Raw genomic sequence first — 22,118 nt, 5'->3', positions numbered from 1 at the left:
GCGCCGTCCAGCCGGGCCGTGAATGTATCCATCCCGACAGAATCCCACGCATGTGGCCGTCAACCGTCAGGCGGGGGCCCTCACGTGCGGTACAGCGCCTCGATCTCCGCCGCGTACCGGGCCGTCACCGCGTGCCGCTTGACCTTCAAGGACGGCGTGAGCAGGCCGTTCTCCTCGTTGAACTCGCCTTCCACCAGGACGAAGGCGCGGATCGACTCGGCGCGGGAGACCGCCAGGTTGGCGTGGTCGACCGCCTTCTGCACCTCGGCCCGCATCCGGTCGTCGTGCACCAGCCCGGCGAGCGGCGTGTCCGGCGGCAGTCTCCGCACCGCCAGCCAGTGGGCGACCGCCTCGGGGTCCAGCGTGACCAGCGCGGCGACGAACGGCCGGTTGTCGCCGACCACCAGGCACTGGCCGACGGGCGCCCGGCTGCGCAGCCGGTCCTCCAGGACGGCCGGGGATACGTTCTTGCCGCCGGAGGTGATCAGGATGTCCTTCTTGCGGCCGGTGATGGTGAGATAGCCGTCCGCGTCGAGCGCGCCGAGGTCACCGGTCCCGAACCAGCCGTCGTCCGGCAGCACTTCGGCGGTCGCGGCCGGGTTGTTCCAGTACGACCCGAACACCACCGCGCCCTTGATCAGCACCTCGCCGTCCTCGGCGATCCGGACGGCCGCCCCCGGGATCGGCTGCCCCACCGTGCCGGGGCGCGGTGCGAGCGGCGGCACGATGGTGGCGGCCGCACTGGTCTCGGTCAGGCCGTAGCCCTCGTAGACGACGATGCCGGCCGCGTGGAAGAACAGGTTGAGGTCGCGGTCGAGGGGTGAGCCGCCGCTGATGGCGTACCGCATCCGGCCGCCGAGCTCCTTGCGGATACGGCGGTAGACCAGCAGGTCGTACAGCGCCCAGGCCGCGTACAGGCCGGGCCCCGGGCCCTTTCCCCGGCCGAGGAACTTCTCCAGGTGGGCCGCGGCGAACCGCACCCCGACCCGTTCGGCGCGGTCGAAGGACGCGGCCCGCCCGATCTTCTCCGCCGTCGCCCGCCCGGTGTCGTGGATCTTCTCGAAGAGGTACGGCACCCCGACCAGGAACGTGGGCCGGAACTCCCGCAGCGCGGGGCGCAGTTCGTCCGGCCTGACGCTCGGGAAGTGGCCCATCTCGATCCGGCCCAGCAGGCAGGCGATCTGGAGCGTACGGCCCAGGATGTGGGCGAGCGGCAGGAACAGCAGGGTGGACGCGGTCCGGCCGGTGACCGCCTGGAAGACGGGGTGCAGCAGCTCGACCGTGTTGGCGGCCTCGGCGTGCAGGTTGGCGTGGGTGAGGACACAGCCCTTGGGGCGGCCGGTGGTGCCGGAGGTGTAGCAGATCGTGGCCGTGGTGTCGGGGGTGAGGCCGCCGCGGCGCTCGGCCACCTCCTCGTCGGGGACGTCGCGACCGAGGGTGGTCAGGTCGGTGAGCGCGCCGGCGTCCAGCTCCCAGACACGCGGCAGGTGTGCGTGGGAGGCCGTGCCGGTGGTGACGGTGGCGGTGTTCTGCGGGGTCTCGGTGACGACGTGGCGGGCGCCGGAGTCCCGGACGATCCACTCCACCTGCTCCGCGGAGGAGGTGGGGTAGACCGGGACGGTCACACCACCGGCCGCCCAGACGGCGAAGTCGAGGACCGTCCACTCGTAGCGGGTACGGGACATGAGGGCGACGCGGTCGCCCGCGGCGAGGCCGGCGGCGATCAGGCCCTTTGCGGTGGCGGTCACCTGGGCGGCGAAGGCCTCCGCGGTGACGGCGCCCTCGCCGCGGCGGACGGCTGTGGCGTGGGGTTCCGCTGCCGCGTTGGTGTAGGGGAGGTCGGCGAGGGAGCCGGTCGTGAGCGGGGCGGCGAGGGGCGGACGGCGCGCCTCCCGCACGACTCCGGCCTCGTCCTTGACGACTTCGACCTTGCCGCGGTCGGCGAGGTCGGTACGTCGACGTGCCCGTCTGAGGTCGCTGCGTACGCTCATGGGGCGTCAACTTACTCGGAAGTAAGGGGAGGTCAATGGGTTTCGCCGCAGGGGTGCGATGGTGCGCCGGGTGCGGGTGCGCGGTGGCCGGTCGTGCGGTTCCTCCCCCGGCCCTCGGCCGGGGGTACCCCCAGCGCCCCTGAGGGGGGCGCTTCAGTCCGCGGCGCCGGAAAGTCCCGCCTCCTGGACGGCCGTGGCCAGGTCGGACACCTGCTGGTCCTCCGTCGTCCTTGCCAACGCCGCTGCCCAGGACCGCAGTTTCGTCGGGCCCGGTGCTCCCGGGATGTCGTACTCGCCGTCTGCCAGCGCGTCCGCGAAGTAGGCCGCGAGCGCGGTCACCTGGAAGCGCGGGGAGGCCGACCGGACGTCCGCGTGCAGGGCGTCGGTCTCCATGGCGCCGGTGTTCTCGTGCGGGGTGCGGGTGTCGGGGTCGAGCCAGCGGACGGTGGCGGTCGCGAGGTGGCCGTCGGTCCCGGGGCGGGTGCGGACGGCGTAGAGGGCCGTGACGGTGTGGCCGGGGCCGACCTCGCCGCCGTCCACCCTGTCGTCACGGAAGTCCTGGTCGGCGACCTTGCGGTCCCGGTAGCCGATCAGGTGGAACTCGGCGACCGTGTGCGGGTCGAAGGCCACCTGGGCCTTGGCGTCGCGGGCCACCAGGTCGATGTTCTGCGGGAGCTGCCGGCAGAACACGTCGGTGGCGGACGCGGTGTCGGAGACGTAGACCGTGTGGCCGTCGCCCTTGTCGGCCAGGCGTTCCATGAGCGCGTCGCCGTAGTCGCTGCCCACGCCGACGCCGAACAGGGTGATGCCGTACTCGCGGCGGTCGCCGTCGATGCGCCTGAGGATGGCATTCGGGTCGGTCTCGCCGTCGTTGGCGAGGGCGTCGGAGATCAGGACGACGCGGTTGGTGGCGTTCTCGCGCAGGCCCTCGACGGCGGTGGCGTAGCCGGTCTCGACGCCCTCGCCGAGGTTGGTGGAGGAGAGGGGGGTGAGGCGGTCGACGGCGTCGTGGACCTCGGCTCGGTGGCCGCCGAGGCGGGTCATCGGGAGGACGGTCTCGGCGTGCTCGCTGAAGGTGACGAGCGCGACCGAGTCGTCGTCGCGCAGCCGGTCGGTCATCGTGTCCAGGGACTTCCTGGCGAGGTCGAGGCGGCCCGGTTCGCCCATGGAGCCGGAGACGTCGATGACGAAGGTGAGGGCCGCCGGGGGGCGTTCGCCGGGGTCGTCGTCGGCGGGGCGGGTGGCGAGGCCGACGCGGACCAGGGACCAGTCCGGCTCGCTGGTGCGGGCGCCGTCGACGGTGACCGTGAAGCCGTTGTGCGCCGGGGTGCGGTAGTCCTGGCGGAAGCTGTTGACGAATTCCTCGGGCCGGACGGTCGAGGGGTCGGGGCGGCCGCCGTCGGCGAGGGTGCGGCGGGCGTAGCCGTAGGAGGCGGTGTCGACGTCGAGGGCGAAGGTGGAGAGGTGGTCGGAGGGGGCGGCGGTCTCCTCGCCCCGGGCCGGGGAGGGGGCCGGGGCCCCGGTGGCGATCGTGTGGTTCGAGTCGTTCGTGTGGTTCTCGGCCGCGCCGCAGGCGGTCAGTAGCAGGGCGCTCGCGGCGGTGACGGCGAGCAGTGCCGCGCCCGCCTGTCGTCGGGTCCGGTGTCGTTTCATCGCTGTGCCCCCTGTGCCGGTCGGAGTCGACTTCCTGGCTTGTCCTCGACTGTGACGGCGCAGGGGGCCGGAACGTGCGCCCCGATGCGTTGCGGATGGATCTCGAAGCGGCCACGGACCAGGGGTTTCGAGGCCGGAGGGAGATCGTCCGGTGACCTAGGAGACGATGTCCTTGCGGGCGAAACCCCGGAAGGCCAGGGCAAACAGCACCAGGGCGTACGTTATCGAGATCGCCGTGCCCTGGATCATGCCGGACCATTCCAGATGGGGCTGTACGGCGTCCGCCCAGGCGTACTGCCAGTGGGCGGGCAGGAAGTCACGCCAGTCACCGAGGGCCGTCACCTGGTCGAGGACGTTGCCGACGATGGTCAGGCCGACCGCGCCGCCGACCGCGCCGAGGGGGGCGTCGGTCTTCGTGGAGAGCCAGAACGCGAGTCCCGCGGTGACCAGTTGGGACAGGAAGATGTACACGATCACGACCGCGAGGCGCTGGGTGGCGGTGGTGGTGTCGAGTGCGCCGCCGGTGGGGATCTGGAGGGGTCCCCAGCCGTAGGCGACCGTGCCGACGGCCAGGGCGACCAGCGGCAGCAGGATCATCGCGGCCAGGCTGAGGCCGAGCGCGACGACCAGTTTGGACCAGAGCAGCCGGGCCCTCGGCACGGGTGCGGCGAGCAGGTAGCGCAGGGAGGACCAACTGGCCTCCGAGGCGACCGTGTCCCCGCAGAACAGGGCGACCGGGATGACCAGCAGGAAGCCCGCCGAGACGAACAGGTTGACCGCGGCGAAGTTGGCGCCGGACGCGGTGGCCGTGTCCAGGAGGGTGACCTGGCCGTTCTCCCGGCCCGGCCGGCCACCGACCGCGAACGCGATCAGCAGCACGACGGGCAGTGCGGCGAGGATGCCGCCCATCACCAGGGTGCGGCGCCGCTTGAGCTGGCGGACCAGCTCGACGCGGAACGGCAGGGTGCGGCCCGCCCGGTAGCCGGAGGCGACCGCGGCCTTCTCGGTGAGCGTGCTCACGCGGAACCTCCGATCAGGGTAAGGAAGGCGTCTTCCAGACGGCGGTGCGGGCCGACCGACGCCACCGGCACGTCGAGCCGGACGAGTTCGGCGACCAGGCGCGGGGCGCTGCCGCCGGGCTCCATGCGGACGAGCAGGCCGTCGTCCGTGCTGGTCACGGAGGCCACGCCGGGCAGGGCTGCCACCTTCTCCACGACCGGCTCCTCCACCGGGGTGCCGGTGCCGACGAGGAGGGTGTCGCCGGTGCCGACGATGTCGGCGACCGGTCCGGCCTGGACGAGGCGGCCGCGGTCCATCACCACGAGGTGGGTGCAGGACTGCTCGACCTCGGCGAGGAGATGGCTGGAGACGATCACCGTGCGGCCGGCGGCCGCGTAGCGGATCATCACCTCGCGCATCTCGCGGATCTGCGGCGGGTCGAGGCCGTTGGTGGGTTCGTCGAGGATGAGCAGGTCCGGCAGGCCGAGCATGGCCTGGGCGATGGCGAGGCGCTGGCGCATGCCCTGCGAGTACGTACGGACCGCGCGGGCCAGCGCGTCGCCGAGGCCGGCGATCTGCAGGGCCTCGTCGATGTGGGAGTCCTCCGGTGGACGTCCGGTGGCCTGCCAGTACAGCTCCAGGTTCGCCCGGCCGGACAGGTGCGGCAGGAAGCCGGCGCCCTCCACGAAGGCACCGACCCGGGAGAGGACGGGTGCGCCGGGGCGGATGGCGTGGCCGAAGACCCTCACCTCGCCGCCGTCGGGCTTGATCAGCCCCATCAGCATGCGCAGGGTGGTGGTCTTGCCCGCGCCGTTGGGCCCGAGGAGGCCCAGCACCTGCCCCTTCTCCACGCGGAAGGACAGCTCCCGGACCGCGTACCGGTCCGTCGAGCCCTTGTAGCGCTTGCTCAGGTCCGTTATCTGGAGCGGGACTTCGGCGAGCGCCGGGTCGGGGGCCGGACCGGCGGTCCGGCGGCGGCCGGTGAGCAGGAGGGCCAGGGCGGCCAGCGCGCCGGCCGACGGCAGCCACCACACCCAGGCCGGCAGCGGTGCGGCGGCCGTGTCCACCTGGGGTGCGGTCGGCACGCCGAGGGGGCTCTCGAGGGAGACGGTGTAGGTGGCCGGGGCGGTCGGGGAGGCGTAGCCGAGGTCGGTGGAGGCGAGGACCAGGCGCAGCCGGTGGCCCTTCTGCACCTCGTGGTCGATGGCCGGGAGGGTGATCGTGACGTCCTTGCCGGCCTTGGCGCCCTCGACGCGGATCGGGGCGACGAGCTGGGAGGGCAGCACCTGCTGGGTGCCGTCGGGGCCGACGTCGTACACCTTGCCGAAGAGCACCGCGTCGTCGCTGGTGGAGGTGAGGTGGACGGTGGCCGTGGGCGCGCCGGTGATCTGCACGGTGCGGGTGACGGGTGCCGAGTCGAAGCGGGCGTACTGGCCCGGGAAGTCGAGGGAGACGCCGACGCCGAGGGAGGAGAGCTGGGCGAGGCCGCCACCGCCGAGGCCGGGCAGTGCGGAGACGCCGGGCGGGCTGGCGCCTGCCGGGTTGGTGACGCGCTGGGTGCCGCCCTTCAGGGCGACGTCCTTCCGGTCGCTCTCCAGGCCCGGGTAGTTGTCGGCGCTCGCGCCGCGCAGCAGGGCGGCGCCGTCGGTGGAGTCGACGCCGCCGGTGCGGGTGATCCTGAACGCCGGTCCGGTGCCGGTGTTCTTGTCGCCCTTCAGGTACCGGTCGAACCAGGCCGTCACCCGGCCTTCGACGCGGCTGGTCTCCAGGTCGCCGCCGTCGTGGCCGCCGGCGATCCAGTCGACGTCGACGGGGGCGCCGTTGGCCTCGATCGCCGACGCCGCGGCGTCGGACTGGGAGAGCGTGAAGAGGGAGTCGGTCTGCCCCTGGAAGAGGAGCGTCGGCACCTTGATGCGGCTGCCGACGGCCGACGGCGACCGCTCTTCGAGCAGCTTCACGGCCGCCGCGTCCGGCTTGCCCGACTCGGCGACGCGGTTGTACATGGCGCACAGCTCGGGCTGGAAGTCGGCGCAGCCGCCGCCGGTGTTGAAGAAGATCCCGGCCCAGAGCTTCTTGAAGACGCCGTTCGGGAACAGGGCGTCCGCGAGGTTCCAGTACGTGATGGACGGGGCGATCGCGTCGACCCGGTCGTCGTAACCGGCGGCGAGGAGGGAGATGGCGCCGCCGTAGGACCCGCCCGCCATGCCGACGCGCGGGTCGCCGGCCTTGTCGAGCTGGACCTGCGGCTGCTTCGCGAGCCAGTCGATGAGCCTGGAGACGTCGGCGACCTCGCCCTTCGGGTCGTTGAGGCCGATCTTCCCGGTGGACCTGCCGAAGCCGCGGGCGGACCAGGTGAGGACCGCGTAGCCGTCGCGGGCGAGGTCCTCGGCCTCGGCGCGCATGTCGTCCTTGCTGCCGCCGAAGCCGTGGGCGAGGAGGACCGCGGGGCGCCGGCCGGTGCCGGACGTGGTGAAGAACGAGGTGTCCAGACGCACCCCGTCCACTGCCATGACCTTGTCGGTCCGGTGCACCGGGGGCGGGTCGTCGGAGGCGACGGCCGTCCACGTGCCGGCGCCGACGAGCACGACGACGGCGGCCGCGGCAGCCACCAGCCGCCGCGGCCGCCCGAGCAGCGCTCGCAGGCCGGGGGGTCGAAGATCCATGCTTCAACGGTACGGTCCCCCACCGACATCCGATGCAGACGCTGGGCTGAACAGCGGGCCATCCCCGAGGAGTAGACCCACCCCACCACGTACTTCGGACGCGGTACACCGGCCTTCCGATGCCGAACCTGACGGTGGGACCCGCGGGCCGGCGGGGGCCGGTCGCGCAGTTCCCCGCGGGCCGGTGGGGGCCGGTCGCGCAGTTCCCCGCGCCCCTCAGGTCGGCCGTTCGCGCCGGTGCTCACAACCCACCGCCGCACCACTCGACCCCGCCGCCGTACCCGATCCCGCCGCAACGGCGAGCGACCACGACGGCGGAACCCGGCGGTGCCGAACCAGGCGGTGGACCCCCGCGGGTCCGGCGGGGGCCGGTCGCGCAGTTCCCCGCGCCCCTCAGGTCGGCCGCTCGCGCCGGTGCTCACAACCCACCGCCGCACCACTCGACCCCGCCGCCGTACTCCATCCCGCCGCAACGGCGAGCAACCACGACGGCGGAATCCGGCGGTGTCGGACCAGGCGGTGGACCCCCGCGGGCCGGTGGGGGCCGGTCGCGCAGTTCCCCGCGCCCCTCAGGTCGGCCGCTCGCGCCGGTGGTCACAACCCACCGCCGCATCACTCGACCCCGCCGCCGTACTCCATCCCGCCGCAACGGCGAGCAACCACGACGGCGGAATCCGGCGGTGTCGGACCAGGCGGTGGTGGCGCAGTTTCGCGCGTGACTTGTGTTCGCGAGGCACCGGTGGGTCGGTCAGGTCTGGGTGTCGTCCGGGATGGAGACGACCCAGTGGGTCTGCTTGCGGGGGCGGAGGTAGAAGGCCCAGTAGAGGGTGGCGGCGGCGGTGATGCCGCCGGTCCAGAGGAGGTAGGTGGTGTCCTGCTGGGTGAGGATGTAGCCGAGGACGGCGATGAGGAGGATCGGCATCGCCGGCCAGAGGGGCATCCGCCAGGCGGGGGTGTGCTTGTGGTGGCCCCGGCGGGAGAGCAGGGCGGCGACGGCGACCAGGAGGTACATGCCCGTCACCGAGACGCCCGTGACGCCGTAGAGGGTGTCCAGGTTGACGAAGCAGAGCACGGCGCCGGGGACGCCGACGGCGAGGGTGGCGACCCAGGGGGAGCCGAAGCGGCCCAGGCGGGAGAGGGCACCGTTGACCGGGGCCGGCCAGGCCTTGTCGCGGGCCGAGGCGAACAGGACGCGGGAGTTCTGGATGACCATGACGATGCCCGCGTTGATGATCGCGAGGGCCACGCAGAGGCTGACGAAGGTGCCGACCGCGGAGTTGGACCAGGCGGTGACCATGGAGCTGATGTCACCGCCGGTGAGGGCCTTGACGTCGGTCGCGCCCATGGTGATCGCGGCGACCGGGACGAGGATGATCACCGTGGAGATCGCGAGGGTGGCGAGGACCGTGCGGGCCACGTTGCGGCGCGGGTTCTCCAGTTCCTCGGAGAGGTAGACCGCCGTCGAGAAGCCCTGGGTGACGAAGAGGGCGATGGCGAGGCCGGAGACGACGAGCATGGCGGTGACCGTGGTGGTGTGACCGCCGGTGTCCGCCACCTGCATGGAGGTGAGGCTGCCGATGCCCCGGTGGCTGTGGGAGAAGCCCAGCACCGCCACCACACCGGCCGCGATGACCTCCAGGACCAGGAAGATGCCGGTGATCCAGGCGTTCGCACGCAGGTCCAGGAGGCCCGCGAGGGTGGCGAGGAGCATCACGCCGGCGCCGGTCATGGCCGGGTCGAGGTGGACGATCGGGGCCAGGTAGTCGGCCGTGCCCATCGCGATCACCGGCGGCACGATCATCACGACGAGGAGGGAGAGGACGAAGACCAGCCAGCCGGCCAGGCGGCCCGCCATCGTCGAGACCATCGCGTACTCGCCGCCCGCGCTGGGGATGAGGGTGCCCAGCTCCGAGTAGCAGAAGGCCACGGCGATACAGAGGAGGGAGCCGATGGCGATCGTGAGGGCGGTGGCGGTCCCGAGGGAGCCGAACAGGTCCGGGACGACCACGAAGAGCGTGGAGGCCGGGGTGACGCACGAGAGGGTGAGGAGGGTGCCGCCGACGACTCCGATGGAGCGCTTGAGCGTCTTGGGGCTGTCGGGCGCCGCTACGACGGCGTTCTCGACAGGGCGGAGCGTGTCGGTCATGCGGCGGTTCCGATCGACTCTGGCGGATGCCTCCGGCGGTTGTGGCTGCTGCATGGAACCCCGACGAAAACCATTGCGTCAATGGCTGTTTACCTTCGGATTCCGCACTCTTAAAGCGACGGGGGTCACATCACTTTCGCAGGGTCGAGCGACCATAGAGGGCAATCATCAAGACCCTAGTCCGCATGACCTTGATTTCGAAGGTCATGAACTCAAATAACTTAAGTCACCCGTTTCATCCCCAGGAAACGAGAACCGCAGCACCACCGACAAAAAAAGTCGGGGCCGTCCGGATTCCGGACGGCCCCGACTCGGGTCGGGCGGTCGTGCTCAGTGGTTGCGCGGGAAGCCCAGGTCGACGCCCGCGGGAGCGTCGGCCGGGTCGGGCCAGCGGGTGGTGACGACCTTGCCGCGGGTGTAGAAGTGGGTGCCGTCGTTGCCGTAGATGTGGTGGTCGCCGAAGAGCGAGTCCTTCCAGCCACCGAAGGAGTGGTAGCCGACCGGGACCGGGATCGGGACGTTCACGCCGACCATGCCGGCCTCGATCTCCAGCTGGAAGCGGCGGGCCGCGCCGCCGTCCCGGGTGAAGATCGCGGTGCCGTTGCCGAAGGGGGAGGCGTTGATCAGGGCCACACCCTCCTCGTACGTCTCCACCCGCAGGACGCACAGGACCGGGCCGAAGATCTCGTCCTGGTAGGCCTTGGCGGTGGTGGGCACCTTGTCGAGCAGCGAGATGCCGATCCAGTGGCCGTCCTCGAAGCCCTCGACCGTGTAGCCGGTGCCGTCCAGGACGACCTCGGCGCCCTCGGCCGCGGCGCCGGAGACGTAGGAGGCCACCTTGTCGCGGTGGACGGCCGTGATCAGCGGGCCCATCTCGGAGGTGGGGTCGTTGCCGGGGCCGATCTTGATCTTCTCGGCGCGCTCGCGGATCTTCGCCACCAGCTCGTCGCCGATCGCACCCACGGCGACCACGGCCGAGATGGCCATGCAGCGCTCACCGGCCGAGCCGTAGGCGGCGGAGACGGCCGCGTCGGCCGCCGCGTCCAGGTCGGCGTCGGGGAGGACCAGCATGTGGTTCTTGGCGCCGCCGAGCGCCTGCACGCGCTTGTGGTTGGCGGAGGCGGTGGTGTGGATGTAGCGGGCGATCGGGGTCGAGCCGACGAAGGAGACGGCCTTGACGTCCGGGTGCTCCAGGAGGCGGTCGACGGCCACCTTGTCACCGTGGACGACGTTGAAGACGCCGTCGGGCAGCCCGGCCTCGGCCAGCAGCTCGGCGAGCTTGACCGAGGCGGACGGGTCCTTCTCGGAGGGCTTGAGGACGAAGGTGTTGCCGGTCGCGATGGCGATCGGGAACATCCACATCGGGACCATCGCCGGGAAGTTGAACGGCGTGATGCCCGCCACCACGCCGAGCGGCTGGCGGATCGAGGAGACGTCCACGCGGGACGCGACCTGCGTGGACAGCTCGCCCTTCAGCTGCACGTTGATGCCGCACGCCAGGTCGACGATCTCCAGGCCGCGGGCGACCTCGCCGAGGGCGTCGCTGTGCACCTTGCCGTGCTCGGCCGTGATCAGCTCGGCGATCGCGTCCCGGTTCGCGTCCAGCAGGGCGCGGAAGCGGAACAGGATCTCCGTGCGCTTGGCCAGCGAGGACTGGCCCCAGGTGGCGAACGCGTCCTTGGCGGCGGCGACCGCGGCGTCGACCTCGTCGACCGACGCGAACGCGACCTTCGTGGTGACCGCGCCGGTGGCCGGGTCGGTGACCGGCCCGTAGTTGCCCGACGTGCCGTCGACGGACTTGCCGCCGATCCAGTGGTTGACGATCTTCGTCATGACCGGTTACTCCTTCACAGATGGCGGCGTCGGGTGGAGACGTGCCGTTCGTAGAGCTCACGTGCCTTGACCGCGGAGGATCGGGTCGCGGTCTCGGCCACAGGTACATCCCACCAGGCCTGCGCGGGAGGCGGGCCCGACACAGTGTCGGCCGTTTCGGTCTCCACGTAGACACATGTGGGAGTGTCGGCGGCCCGCGCCTCGGCGAGTGCCGCGCGCAGGTCCCGGACAGTCTTCGCGCGCAGGACGCGCATGCCGAGGCTGGCCGCGTTGGCGGCCAGGTCGACGGGGAGCGGGGCACCCGTGAAGGTGCCGTCGTCCGAGGTGAAGCGGTACGCGGTACCGAACCGCTCGCCGCCCACCGACTCGGAGAGGCCGCCGATGGAGGCGTAGCCGTGGTTCTGCACCAGCAGCACCTTGACGGCGATGCCCTCCTGGACGGCGGTGACGATCTCGGTCGGCATCATCAGATACGTGCCGTCGCCGACCAGCGCCCAGACGTTCCGCTCCGGCGCCGCGAGTTTCACCCCGATGGCGGCCGGTATCTCGTAGCCCATGCACGAGTAGCCGTACTCCAGGTGGTACTGGTCCCGCGACCGCGACCGCCACATCCGGTGCAGGTCGCCGGGGAGCGAGCCGGCCGCGTTGACCAGCACGTCCGTCTCGTCGACCAGCGCGTCCAGGGCGCCGAGGACCTGCGGCTGGGTCGGCCTGATGTCGGGCTCGTCGGCCTCGTAGCAGGCGTCGACGCGCTGCTCCCAGCGCTCCTTGTCCTCGGTGTACTCGCTCACGTACGAGTCGGCGGTGCGGTGACCGTCCAGGGCCCCGCGCAGCTCCGTGAGGGCGCTGCGGGCGTCGGCCACCAGCGGCAGGCCGGCCAGCTTGTGGCCGTCGTACGCGGCGATGTTGAGGTTGAGGAAGCGGACGTCCGGGTTCTCGAAGAGGGTGCCGGAGGCCGTGGTGAAGTCGGTGTAGCGGGTGCCGACGCCGATCACCAGGTCGGCGGTGCGGGCGAGTTCGTCGGCGGTGGCGGTGCCGGTGTGGCCGATGCCGCCGACGTCCTGCGGGTGGTCCCAGCGCAGCGAGCCCTTGCCGGCCTGGGTGGAGGCGACCGGGATGCGGGTGGCCTCGGCGAACCCGGCGAGCACGGCCTCGGCACGGCTGTGGTGCACCCCGCCGCCCGCGACGACCAGGGGCCTGCGCGCGTTCCTGATCGCCGTGACGGCCGCGGCGAGCTCGGCGGGGTCGGCGCCCGGCCGTCGTACGGCCCACACCCGCTCGGCGAAGAACTCCTCCGGCCAGTCGTACGCCTCGGCCTGCACGTCCTGCGGGAGGGCGAGGGTGACGGCGCCGGTCTCGACGGGGTCGGTGAGGACCCGCATCGCGGCGAGGGCGGAGGGGATCAGCTGTTCGGGGCGGTTGATCCGGTCGAAGAACCTCGAGACGGGCCGGAGGGTGTCGTTGACGGACACGTCGGCCGCGTGCGGGACTTCGAGCTGCTGGAGGACCGGGTCGGCGGGGCGGGTGGCGAAGACGTCGCCGGGCAGGAGGAGCACCGGGAGGTGGTTGATGGTGGCGAGGGCGGCGCCGGTGACCAGGTTGGTGGCGCCCGGCCCGACGGACGTCGTCACGGCGTGCGTGGCGAGGCGGTTCGATTGACGCGCGTAGCCGACCGCCGCGTGCACCATGGCCTGTTCGTTGCGGCCCTGGTGGTACGGCATCTCGTCCCTGTGCTCCAGCAGTGCCTGGCCGAGGCCGGCCACGTTGCCGTGGCCGAAGATGCCCCAGGTGGCGCCGATCAGGCGGCGGCGTTCGCCGTCCCGCTCGGTGAACTGGACGGCGAGGAAGCGGACAAGCGCTTGCGCGACGGTCAACCGAAGCGTCATCGGTAACCCTCCGTATGGTCCGGGTGGAAGCAGATCCGCCACTCCCGCGTCGCACCGGGCCCCGCCATGACGTTCAGGTAGTACATGTCGTGGCCGGGCTGCGCGATCGACGGGCCGTGCCATCCGTCGGGAACGAGCACGGCGTCGCCGGAGCGGACCTCGGCGAGGACGTCCGTACCGCCCTCACGGGAGGGGAATACGCGCTGGTACCCGAATCCGTTCGGTCCGTCGATCTCGAAGTAGTAGATCTCCTCCAGCTCCGACTCCTCGCCGGGCCGGTACTCGTCGTGCTTGTGGGACGGGTACGAGGACCAGTTGCCGCCGGGGGTGACGACCTCGACGGCGATCAGCTTGTCGCAGTCGAACGCGTCCGCGGAGGCGAAGTTGCGCACCTGCCGGGCGGCGGTGCCGCTGCCGCGGTTCTCGACGGGGACCTCCGGCGCGGGGCCGTAGCGGGCGGGGAGTCGTCGCTCGCACTTCGCTCCTGCCAGGGCGAAGCGGCCTCCCGCGCCGGAGGCGATCTGGACCTGGGCGTCCCGGGGCACGTACGCGAAGTCGGAGACTCCGCTGAACACGCTCTCCCGGCCCAGGATCTGGAACTCGTTTCCCTCTGTTTGCACCGTACAACCGCCCTGCAGCGGAAGCACGATCCACTCGCTGTCCCCGGTGGTGAACAAGTGCGTTCCACCTGGGGGCAGTTCGACGATCCGGAGGCTGCTGTGCGCCCAACCGGCCCGCTTGGGGTCGATGTCGAGCGCGTACGGGGCGTTCGCGGTCGAACCCTTGGTGAGATGCAGCTCGTTGGTCGTCATCTTCTCGCCCTCACAGGAGTCCGACGGCGGTGTCCACGGCGGCGGCCACGTCGCCGTCCGCCGGGTACAGCAGCGAGCGGCCGACCACCAGGCCGCGCACGGTGGGGAGTCGCAGGGCGCTGCGCCACTTCTCGTAGGCGCCGGCCTGTTCCTCGACGGAGCCGCCGACCTCGCCGCCGAGGAGAACGGCGGGGAGCGTGGACGTCTCCATGACCTCGGCCATGTCGTCGGGGTTGTCGGTGACCGGGACCTTCAGCCAGGTGTAGGCCGAACTCCCGCCGAGGCCCGAGGCGATGGCGATGGACTTGGTGACCGCCTCGGGCGACAGGTCGTTCCTGACCTTGCCCTCGGTGGTGCGCCTGCTGATGAACGGCTCGACGAAGACCGGCAGCCGGCGCGCGGCCATGTCGTCGATGGCGCGCGCCGTGGACTCCAGGGTGGTGAGGGAGCCCGGGTCGTCGTAGTCGATGCGCAGCAGCAGCTTGCCGGCGTCGAATCCGAGGCGCTGTATGTCCTCGGCGCGGTGGCCGGTGAAGCGGTCGTCGAGCTCGAAGGATGCGCCCTGCAGTCCGCCGCGGTTCATCGAGCCCATGACGACCTTGCCGTCGAGGGCACCGAGCAGGAGCAGGTCGTCCAGGATGTCGGCGGTGGCGAGGACACCGTCGACGCCGGGACGGGACAGCGCCAGGCAGAGCCGTTCCAGCAGTTCGGCCCGGTTGGCCATGGCGAGCTTGTCGCCGCCCACGCCGAGGGCGCCGCGGGCCGGGTGGTCGGCGGCGACGATCATCAGCTTGCCGTCCTCGTTGAGGAGCGGACGGCGGACGCGGCGGGTGGCCGCCTCGGCGATCGCCTCGGGGTGGTGGGTGCGGGTGTGGACGAGGGCGGAGACGTCGACCTTCACCTGCCGGGCGGGGGCGCCGGCGCCGTCGACGGGGTGCGCGCCCGCGACGCGGCCGCCCCTCACAGCACCGCTCCGGCGGCGAGCGCGGCGTCGATCTCGTCACCGGTCGGCATCGCGGAGGAGCACTCCAGGCGGGAGGCGACGATGGCACCGGCCGCGTTGGCGTGCCGCATGGTCTTCTCCAGGTCCCAGCCTTCGAGGAGGCCGTGGCAGAGGGAGCCGCCGAAGGCGTCGCCGGCGCCGAGGCCGTTCAGGACGTTCACGGGCAACGGCGGGACCTCGGCGGAGTCGCCGTCGCGGCTGACGGCGAGGACGCCCTTGGGGCCCTGCTTGACGACGGCGATCTCGACACCCGCGTCGAGGAGTGCCTGGGCGGCGGCCTGCGGCTCGCGCACGCCGGTCGCGACCTCCACCTCGTCGAGGTTGCCGACCGCGACGGTGGCGTGCTTGAGCGCCTCGGCGTAGAACGGCCGGGCGGCGTCCGGGTCCTGCCAGAACATCGGGCGCCAGTCGAGGTCGAAGACGGTCGTGCCGGCCTTGGCCCGGTGGGCGAGGGCCGCGAGGGTCGCCGTACGGCTGGGTTCCTCGCTCAGGCCGGTGCCGGTGATCCAGAAGATGCGGGCGGACCGGACGGCGTCCAGGTCCAGCTCGTGGGCGTCGATCTCCAGGTCCGGGGCCTTGGGCTGCCGGTAGAAGTACAGCGGGAAGTCGTCCGGCGGGAAGATCTCGCAGAACGTGACCGGGGTGTTCAGGCCGGGGACCGGGGTGACCCAGCGGTCGTCCACGCCGAAGCCCCGGAGCGCCTCGTGCAGGTAGGCGCCGAAGGCGTCGTCGCCGGTGCGGGTGATGACGGCGGTGCTGCGGCCGAGCCGGGCGGCCGCCACGGCGACGTTCGTCGCCGACCCGCCGAGGAACTTGCCGAAGGACGACACCTGGGCGAGCGGGACTCCGGTCTGGAGCGGATAGAGGTCCACCCCGATCCGCCCCATGGTGATCAGGTCGTACGCCATCGGCTTCCCTTCGTCATTGCTCTCCCGTGGTTTGTAGTCCGGGAGGGGAGGTCGTGTCAATGGTTTGTCCGGACATTCTGACGACAGTATGGGGGCGACGGCGCCCACGGGAGCGGAGGAAACGGTGCGTGCGCGGGTGCGGGCGGAGAGGTGGCCGGCCGCACGATTCCCGGCGCCCGCACGGATCGCTCACCTTCACATCGCTGTCAACGCGCCTCGCCGGTGAGCCGTCGCGTTTCTGTGCCCCGGTCGTGTCACAAAGTCCCCCCTTGTGTCACACATGTCGCGCGTACGCGGGCTCTCGGTCACACCAGGTCGACAGGCGCTTGCGCACAGTCACTCTGCGTCGTTCACCGGGCACAGGCTTTGTGATCGCCAGCGCTGCGCCCGGCTCCCCCGTCGACCGCCTCCGGTCGCCCCCGCGGTGCGCGCAGGGAGGTGCATCTCATGACCGACCGACGGCTCTGGTCCTACAAGGAGATCGCGGCGCACATCCGGGTGCAGCCGGACACCGTCCGCTCCTACCGCAAGCACGGGCTGCTCCCGCCGCCCGACCACGTCGAGGGCGGCAAGCCCTACTGGTACGCCGACACGGTCCGCGCCTGGGTCGCCTCCCGGCCGGGCAACCGGGGGCGCAGAGACCTGTGAGGCGGGACGCGGCCGGGTCAGGCCCAGGGCTCGATGACCGTCACCCCGGCCCCGGGCGACGCCCCGTCCATCGCCGCCAGGGCCGCCGGGGCCGCGTCCAGGGTGATCGTCGAGGTGACGAGGAGGTCGGGGCGGAGGGCGCCGGAGCGGACCAGTTCCAGCATGGCCGGGTACGCGTGGGCCGCCATGCCGTGGCTGCCGAGGAGCTCCAGCTCCAGGGTGATCGCGCGGGCCAGCGGCACGGGGGTGTTGCCGTCCGGGGACGGCAGCAGGCCCACCTGGACGTGACGGCCGCGCCGGCGCAGCGAGTTGACCGAGGCGGCCGAGGTGGCGGGTGAGCCGAGGGCGTCCAGGGAGAGGTGGGCGCCGCCGGAGGTCAGGTCGCGCACCGCCGCGGCGGGGTCCGCGGTCTCCGACGCGTTCACGCCGTGGGCCGCGCCGAACTTCCTTGCCAGATCCAGGGCTTGCGGCGACACGTCGACCGCCGCCACCCGCGCCCCCGACGCCGCCGCGATCATCACCGCGGACAGGCCCACGCCCCCGCAGCCGTACACCGCCACCCACTCGCCCGGCGCGACCCGGCCCTGCTGGACCACCGCGCGGAAGGCGGTGGCGAAGCGGCAGCCCAGGGAGGCGGCGGTGGCGTACGACATGTCGTCCGGGATCGCCACCAGGTTCACGTCCGCGTGGTCCAGCGCCACGTACTGGGCGAAGGAGCCCCAGTGCGTGAAGCCGGGCTGGGTCTGGCGCTCGCAGACCTGCTGGTCGCCGGCCGCGCAGGACGGGCAGCTGCCGCAGGCGCAGACGAAGGGGACGGTGACCCGGTCGCCGGGCCGCCAGGCGGTCACCCCGGCGCCGGTCTCCTCGACGACCCCGGCCAGTTCGTGACCGGGGACGTGCGGGAGGGTGATGTCCGGGTCGCGCCCCCGCCAGCCGTGCCAGTCGCTCCGGCACAGGCCGGTGGCCTCCACGCGGACGACCACGCCGTGGGGGGCCGGGCGGGGGTCGGGGACGTCCCGTACCTCGGCGGGGGTGGCGTAGTGGTCGAAGACGACGGCTCGCATCGCGCGGGCTCCTTTCGGGGGCTGCGCGCAGGCTAAGCGCTCCGCCGGGAGTGCCGTGATGTGCCGATCACCGACTGCCGACCGCGGCGCCGTCGTGGCCGGTCACGCAGTCCCCCGCGCCCCCTTGGGGCCCGTCCGAGGGGGGCCCGTCCGAGGAGGGCCCGTCCGAGGAGGGCCCGTCCGAGGAGGGCCCGTCCGAGGGGGACACGTCCGACGGGGGCGCCTGCTGTTCACCCTCGCTCAAGCCGAACCGGTCGTGGAAGCGGCGCAGGGGGGCCGGTGCCCACCAAGTGGCCCTGCCCGTGAGGCGCATGATGGCCGGGACCAGGAGGCTGCGGACGACCATGGCGTCCATCAGGACGGCCAGGGCGATGCCGAGGCCGAGCATCTTGGTGTTGGTGACCCGGGAGGTGCCGATCGCCACCATCACCACCGCGAGGATGATCGCCGCCGCGGTGATCAGGCCCCCGGTGCGCTGCAGGCCGAGCCGGACCGCCCGCTCGTGGTCGCCCTCCCCCACTGCCTCAAGGGCCTGGGAGGTGCCCCCGTTGTCGTACTCCTCCTTGATGCGGGAGAGCAGGAACACCCCGTAGTCCATCGAGAGGCCGAAGGCCACGCAGAACATCAGGACCGGGAGCGTGGTCTCGATCGAGCCCGGGCTGGTGAAGCCCAGCAGGTGCGAGAGGTGGCCGTCCTGGAAGACCCAGACCACCGCGCCGAACATCGCCGTCAGGCTGAGCGCGTTGAGCAGGACCGCCTGTACGGGGATGAGGACGCTGCCGGTGAGGAGGAAGACCAGCAGCAGGGTGACGATCGCTATGATCGCCGCCGCCCAGGGCAGGCGCTCCCCGATGGCGTGCTTGGAGTCGACCAGGACCGCCGCCGTGCCGGTCACCTTCGTGTCGAACGGGGTGTTCAGCGCACGCAGTTCGCCCACCAGGCGCTGGGCCCCGTCGTCCACCGACTCGCCCTTCGGCTGCACCGTGAAGTACGCCGCGTCGCCCTTGACCAGGGGCCCGGCCACTGCGGCCACCTCCGGCAGGGCCGCCACCCGTTCCTTGTAGGCCGTGTACTGCGCCCGGGTCGCCCCGCCCTCGGCCAGGACTTCGAGGTCGCCGCCGGGGTTGCCGGGGAAACCGTCCCGGATGTGCTGCTGGACGGCGTGGGACTCGGCGCCGGCCGGGAGCTGGCGGTCGTCGGCGGTTCCGAACTTCACGCCCAGGAACGGCAGTCCGAGGACGATCAGGAAGGCCGTGGTGGCGACGGCGAAGAGCGGGGCCCTGCGCATCACCAGGGTCGCGGCACGGGCCCAGGCCGTGCCCTCGGCGCCGGAGGGCCGGGCTTCGCGGCCTCGGCGCAACAGCCGGCGCAGGTCAAGCGCGTTGACCCGGTCGCCCAGCAGGACCAGCGCCGCCGGGAGCAGGATCAGGGCGGCGGCCGCGGCCAGCAGGACCACCGCTATGCCGGCGTAGGCGAAGGAGCGGAGGAAGTACTGGGGGAAGACGAGCATCGCCGCCAGGGAGACGGCCACCGTCAGGGCCGAGAAGAGTACGGTACGGCCGGCGGTGCGCAGGGTGGTGCCGACCGCCGTCAGCGGGTCGGCCCCCGTGGCCAGTTCCTCGCGGAAGCGGCGGACGATGAAGAGCGCGTAGTCGATGGCCAGGCCGAGACCGAGGGCCGTGGTCAGGTTCATCGCGAAGACCGAGACGTCCGTGAAGGACGTGATGCCGCGCAGGACCGCGTTCGTGCCGAGGATGGCGACGATGCCGATGCCCAGCGGGAGCAGGGCCGCGATCGCGCTGCCGAACACCATCACCAGCAGGACCAGGGTGATGGGCAGGGCGATCAGCTCCGCGCGGGCCAGGTCCTCCTTGATGATCGTCTGCATGTCGCTGCGGACCGCCACCATGCCGCCGACCCTGACCGTGACCGGTCCGTGCGCGCCCCGGTAGTGCGGGGCGATGCGGTCCAGGGTGTCTGCGGCCGCCTTCTCGTCACCGGTGATGCGGGCCGCGATCAGGGCCTCGTGGCCGTCCTCGGCGCGCAGGGACGGCGACTTGGTCTGCCAGTACGAGCCGACGCCTATGACGCCCCTCTCGCCGGAGAGCCGGGTGGCGAGGGCCTTCGCCTCGGCCGCCACCGCGGGGCCGTCCACCGAGCCGCCCCGCGCGTCCACCAGCAGGAGCAGGTTGGGCTGGGAGTCCGGGAACTCGCGCTCCAGCGCCTTCGTCGCGTACGTCGACTCGGCGGCCGGGTCCTCCCAGCCGCCGCTGCCCAGCCGGTCGGCGACCCCGCTGCCGGCCAGCACGGCGAGCGCGGTGATCACCAGGGCGAGCAGCAGCGAGAGCCGCGGACGGGCGGTCACGAACCTGGTCCAGCCCCCCGGGCGGGCCCCGCTCCCGGCCGCCGAGGGCTTGTCGACATCGGTCATCCTGCGGTGCCCCCTTCACCCTGACCACTGCCTGCCGGTACGCATCCGCTTCGTGCACAGGGCAGCATGGGTCGGCCATTGCCTTTTAGACTGGCAAACACGAGTCGACGCTCGCGTTCCACCAGAATGCGAGCGACCGCTCGCGTTTGTCAATCGCGTTCGAAGAGCTGGGGATAACGCGTGCCCGACAAGCCCGACATGCCAGAGCAGCCCGACGGCCCCCACGGCCCCGACGGCGCGGCCACGGCCACGGCCAAGGAGCAGCCGCGCCGGCGGCAGGCCCGCGGCGAGCGGCGCATCCAGCAGCTGCTCGAAGCCGCCGCCTCGGTCTTCTGCACCTCGGGCTACACGGCCGCCAGCACCAACGCCATCGCCCGCGAGGCCGGCGTCTCCCCCGGCACGCTGTACCAGTTCTTCCCGAACAAGGAGGCGATCGCGGTCGAGCTGGGCGACCGGCTCATGCACGACCTGCGGGACACCTACGGCGAGGCGCTCGCACCGATCGCCCCCGGCACCTCGCTGACGGACGCGGTCGGCGCCACCGTGGACCGCCTCACCGCCTTCAACACCGAGCACCCCGTGTTCTTCGCGCTGATGCACGGCCCCGACGTGCCCGGCGGGATCACCGAGGCCCACGACGCCCTGCACACCAACCTGCTCGGCCGCATCGAGGGCCTGCTCGCCTCGCTCCTCCCGCCGGACGCCGACAAGGCCCACATCACGCGCACGGCGCACGTCAGCCTCGGCATCTACAAGGCGGGCCTGGAGCTGGTGCTCGGCCACGAGGGCGCCGAGCGCCAGGCGTACATCCAGGAGATCAAGGATGTGCTCACCCGCTACCTGGAACCCCTGGTCGGCGACCGCCTCGGCCGCCCCGCAGACTGACCGGCCGGCTGACCGGCCGCCACCCCGCCCCGGCGGCACGCCGACCACCCCCTCGAACCCCCCGGACTGCGCCCCACGGCACATATGCCTAAAGTGCGGGTAAATCGCACCGGTCTCGCGCCGATCCCGAGCCGACGAGCGCCACCCGCACCCGCAGGAGCACAAGGGGGACCCGCCGTGACCCACTCTCCGCCGCCCGGCCGTCCGCAGGCCCGGATCCCCGGTCCGCAGCAGCCGCCACCGCCGTACCCCCGCATCCGCGCCGGCCTGTGGAGGCGCTGCCTCGGCGGCGGGCTCGCCCTGTGGGCGCTGACCGCGGTGGTCACGTACACGACGAAGAACACCACCCTGCTGCCGACGCTGATCCTCCTCGGCAGCTTTCTCGTCCCGGTCGTCTTCGTGCTGTGGGCCTACGAGCGGCACGGCCGCGACCTCGGCGTCAGCGCCGTCCTCGGCTCCTTCCTGACCGGCGGCACGCTCGGGGTGCTGGGCGCCTCGGTGATGGAGTCCTACCTGGTCCGCCCCTCCTGGGGGATGTTCGTCTGCGTCGGCCTGATCGAGGAGGCGGTGAAGCTCGGCGCGCTGGTGTTCGTGCTGCGCCGGCTGCCCGGGATCCGGGGCATGCGGGCCGGGCTGGTGCTCGGCGCCGCGGTCGGCTTCGGCTTCGCGGCCCTGGAGAGCGCCGGGTACGCGTTCGACGCGGCCGTCTCCACCGAGGGCGTCGACCTGCGCGCGCTGATCGAGACGGAGATCCTGCGCGGGGTGGTGGCCCCCTTCGGGCACGGCCTGTGGACGGCGATCGCCGGCGGCGTCCTGCTCTCCTTCCGGCGCCCGAACGGCCGATTCCGTGTCACCGCCCCGGTCGTCGCGACCTGTCTCGGGGTAGCCCTGCTGCACGCCCTGTGGGACTCCACGCACGGCGTCGCGATCTGGCTGGTGGCTCGTCTGGCGGGTACCGGACCGGACCGGCGGCTGTTCGCCGAGGGGTACATGCCACGGCCCAGCGCGGCACAGGAGCACCTTTTCACGGTGTTCTCGGTCGGTCTGCTGGTACTCGTGTCACTGCTCGGCGTCGCCTGGGTGCTCTCGCTGGCGCGCCGGGACCCCTCTTGGAGAAATACCCCCTAGGGGTATAGTGTGACGACAGTGGGGTTCCCTCGTGGGCCCCATCGGCCCCACACGCCTCGACGAGGAGA

The 22,118-nt window shown here is 72.2% G+C and carries 15 protein-coding genes; 3 read left to right on the top strand and 12 right to left on the bottom strand.

All coding sequences use genetic code 11. The features are described 5' to 3' along the window. Positions 1-80: 80 nt before the first annotated feature. The 10 genes from AB0472_RS29970 to iolC form a co-directional block, all read right to left on the bottom strand. On the bottom strand, positions 81-1,991 hold the full coding sequence (locus tag AB0472_RS29970; protein ID WP_366360886.1) for an AMP-dependent synthetase/ligase: 1,911 nt from the start codon (positions 1,989-1,991) through the stop codon (positions 81-83). A gap of 153 nt (positions 1,992-2,144) precedes the next feature. Continuing rightward, complete coding sequence (locus AB0472_RS29965; RefSeq protein WP_366360884.1) at positions 2,145-3,644, bottom strand: von Willebrand factor type A domain-containing protein; 1,500 nt, start codon at positions 3,642-3,644, stop codon at positions 2,145-2,147. A 156-nt stretch (positions 3,645-3,800) separates the two neighbouring features. After that, entirely contained in the window at positions 3,801-4,664 is an 864-nt protein-coding gene (locus AB0472_RS29960; RefSeq protein ID WP_366360882.1) for an ABC transporter permease, read from the bottom strand. After that, positions 4,661-7,306 carry a CocE/NonD family hydrolase gene (locus AB0472_RS29955; protein WP_366360880.1) on the bottom strand — a complete coding sequence of 882 codons (2,646 nt, stop codon included), beginning with the start codon at positions 7,304-7,306 and terminating at the stop codon, positions 4,661-4,663. Before AB0472_RS29955 ends, AB0472_RS29960 begins: the two co-directional genes overlap by 4 nt. A 748-nt stretch (positions 7,307-8,054) precedes the next feature. Further along, positions 8,055-9,452 carry an APC family permease gene (locus AB0472_RS29950; RefSeq protein ID WP_366360878.1) on the bottom strand — a complete coding sequence of 466 codons (1,398 nt, stop codon included), beginning with the start codon at positions 9,450-9,452 and terminating at the stop codon, positions 8,055-8,057. Positions 9,453-9,782: 330 nt separating this feature from the next. Continuing rightward, entirely contained in the window at positions 9,783-11,285 is a 1,503-nt protein-coding gene (gene mmsA, locus AB0472_RS29945) for a CoA-acylating methylmalonate-semialdehyde dehydrogenase (protein ID WP_366360876.1), read from the bottom strand. A gap of 14 nt (positions 11,286-11,299) precedes the next feature. After that, the gene (gene iolD, locus AB0472_RS29940) at positions 11,300-13,171 is read right to left on the bottom strand and encodes a 3D-(3,5/4)-trihydroxycyclohexane-1,2-dione acylhydrolase (decyclizing) (protein ID WP_366360874.1); all 1,872 of its coding nucleotides are present in this window, start codon (positions 13,169-13,171) and stop codon (positions 11,300-11,302) included. Continuing rightward, positions 13,168-13,983: a 5-deoxy-glucuronate isomerase gene (gene iolB / locus AB0472_RS29935; RefSeq protein ID WP_366360872.1), complete on the bottom strand. Its 816-nt coding sequence runs from the start codon at positions 13,981-13,983 to the stop codon at positions 13,168-13,170. The genes iolD and iolB overlap by 4 nt, the downstream gene beginning before the upstream one ends. A gap of 10 nt (positions 13,984-13,993) precedes the next feature. Next, on the bottom strand, positions 13,994-14,884 hold the full coding sequence (locus AB0472_RS29930; protein WP_366360989.1) for a deoxyribose-phosphate aldolase: 891 nt from the start codon (positions 14,882-14,884) through the stop codon (positions 13,994-13,996). 59 nt (positions 14,885-14,943) lie between these two features. After that, positions 14,944-15,894 carry a 5-dehydro-2-deoxygluconokinase gene (iolC, locus tag AB0472_RS29925; RefSeq protein ID WP_366360870.1) on the bottom strand — a complete coding sequence of 317 codons (951 nt, stop codon included), beginning with the start codon at positions 15,892-15,894 and terminating at the stop codon, positions 14,944-14,946. A 447-nt stretch (positions 15,895-16,341) separates the two neighbouring features. Between iolC and AB0472_RS29920 the strand changes: the two genes are divergently transcribed. Continuing rightward, positions 16,342-16,542, top strand: a complete 201-nt coding sequence (locus tag AB0472_RS29920) for a MerR family transcriptional regulator (protein ID WP_037649824.1) — start codon at positions 16,342-16,344, stop codon at positions 16,540-16,542. A gap of 17 nt (positions 16,543-16,559) precedes the next feature. Here AB0472_RS29920 and AB0472_RS29915 read toward each other — a convergent pair whose 3' ends face one another. Together AB0472_RS29915 and AB0472_RS29910 are read right to left on the bottom strand one after the other, a co-directional pair. Further along, positions 16,560-17,606, bottom strand: a complete 1,047-nt coding sequence (locus AB0472_RS29915) for a zinc-dependent alcohol dehydrogenase family protein (protein WP_366360868.1) — start codon at positions 17,604-17,606, stop codon at positions 16,560-16,562. Positions 17,607-17,673: 67 nt separating this feature from the next. Next, on the bottom strand, positions 17,674-20,037 hold the full coding sequence (locus AB0472_RS29910) for an MMPL family transporter (protein ID WP_366360866.1): 2,364 nt from the start codon (positions 20,035-20,037) through the stop codon (positions 17,674-17,676). Between the two features lie 198 nt (positions 20,038-20,235). Between AB0472_RS29910 and AB0472_RS29905 the strand changes: the two genes are divergently transcribed. Together AB0472_RS29905 and AB0472_RS29900 are read left to right on the top strand one after the other, a co-directional pair. Next, positions 20,236-20,922, top strand: coding sequence for a TetR/AcrR family transcriptional regulator (locus AB0472_RS29905; protein WP_366360864.1), 687 nt, complete (start codon positions 20,236-20,238; stop codon positions 20,920-20,922). A gap of 177 nt (positions 20,923-21,099) precedes the next feature. After that, entirely contained in the window at positions 21,100-22,050 is a 951-nt protein-coding gene (locus AB0472_RS29900) for a PrsW family intramembrane metalloprotease (protein ID WP_366360862.1), read from the top strand. The last annotated feature ends 68 nt before the right edge of the window (positions 22,051-22,118 follow it).

Origin of the sequence: Streptomyces sp. NPDC086777, from assembly GCF_040702065.1 — a bacterium.
Taxonomy (GTDB): Bacteria; Actinomycetota; Actinomycetes; order Streptomycetales; family Streptomycetaceae; genus Streptomyces.
This window is presented reverse-complemented; position numbering and strand designations above follow the sequence as displayed.

Coding starts and splice junctions, on each gene's coding strand:
- AB0472_RS29970 (WP_366360886.1), bottom strand. CDS start 1,991: ATGAGCGTACGCAGCGACCTCAGACGGGCACGTCGACGTACCGACCTC.
- AB0472_RS29965 (WP_366360884.1), bottom strand. CDS start 3,644: ATGAAACGACACCGGACCCGACGACAGGCGGGCGCGGCACTGCTCGCC.
- AB0472_RS29955 (WP_366360880.1), bottom strand. CDS start 7,306: ATGGATCTTCGACCCCCCGGCCTGCGAGCGCTGCTCGGGCGGCCGCGG.
- AB0472_RS29950 (WP_366360878.1), bottom strand. CDS start 9,452: ATGACCGACACGCTCCGCCCTGTCGAGAACGCCGTCGTAGCGGCGCCC.
- mmsA (WP_366360876.1), bottom strand. CDS start 11,285: ATGACGAAGATCGTCAACCACTGGATCGGCGGCAAGTCCGTCGACGGC.
- iolD (WP_366360874.1), bottom strand. CDS start 13,171: ATGACGCTTCGGTTGACCGTCGCGCAAGCGCTTGTCCGCTTCCTCGCC.
- iolB (WP_366360872.1), bottom strand. CDS start 13,983: ATGACGACCAACGAGCTGCATCTCACCAAGGGTTCGACCGCGAACGCC.
- iolC (WP_366360870.1), bottom strand. CDS start 15,894: ATGGCGTACGACCTGATCACCATGGGGCGGATCGGGGTGGACCTCTAT.
- AB0472_RS29920 (WP_037649824.1), top strand. CDS start 16,342: ATGACCGACCGACGGCTCTGGTCCTACAAGGAGATCGCGGCGCACATC.
- AB0472_RS29915 (WP_366360868.1), bottom strand. CDS start 17,606: ATGCGAGCCGTCGTCTTCGACCACTACGCCACCCCCGCCGAGGTACGG.
- AB0472_RS29910 (WP_366360866.1), bottom strand. CDS start 20,037: ATGACCGATGTCGACAAGCCCTCGGCGGCCGGGAGCGGGGCCCGCCCG.
- AB0472_RS29905 (WP_366360864.1), top strand. CDS start 20,236: ATGCCAGAGCAGCCCGACGGCCCCCACGGCCCCGACGGCGCGGCCACG.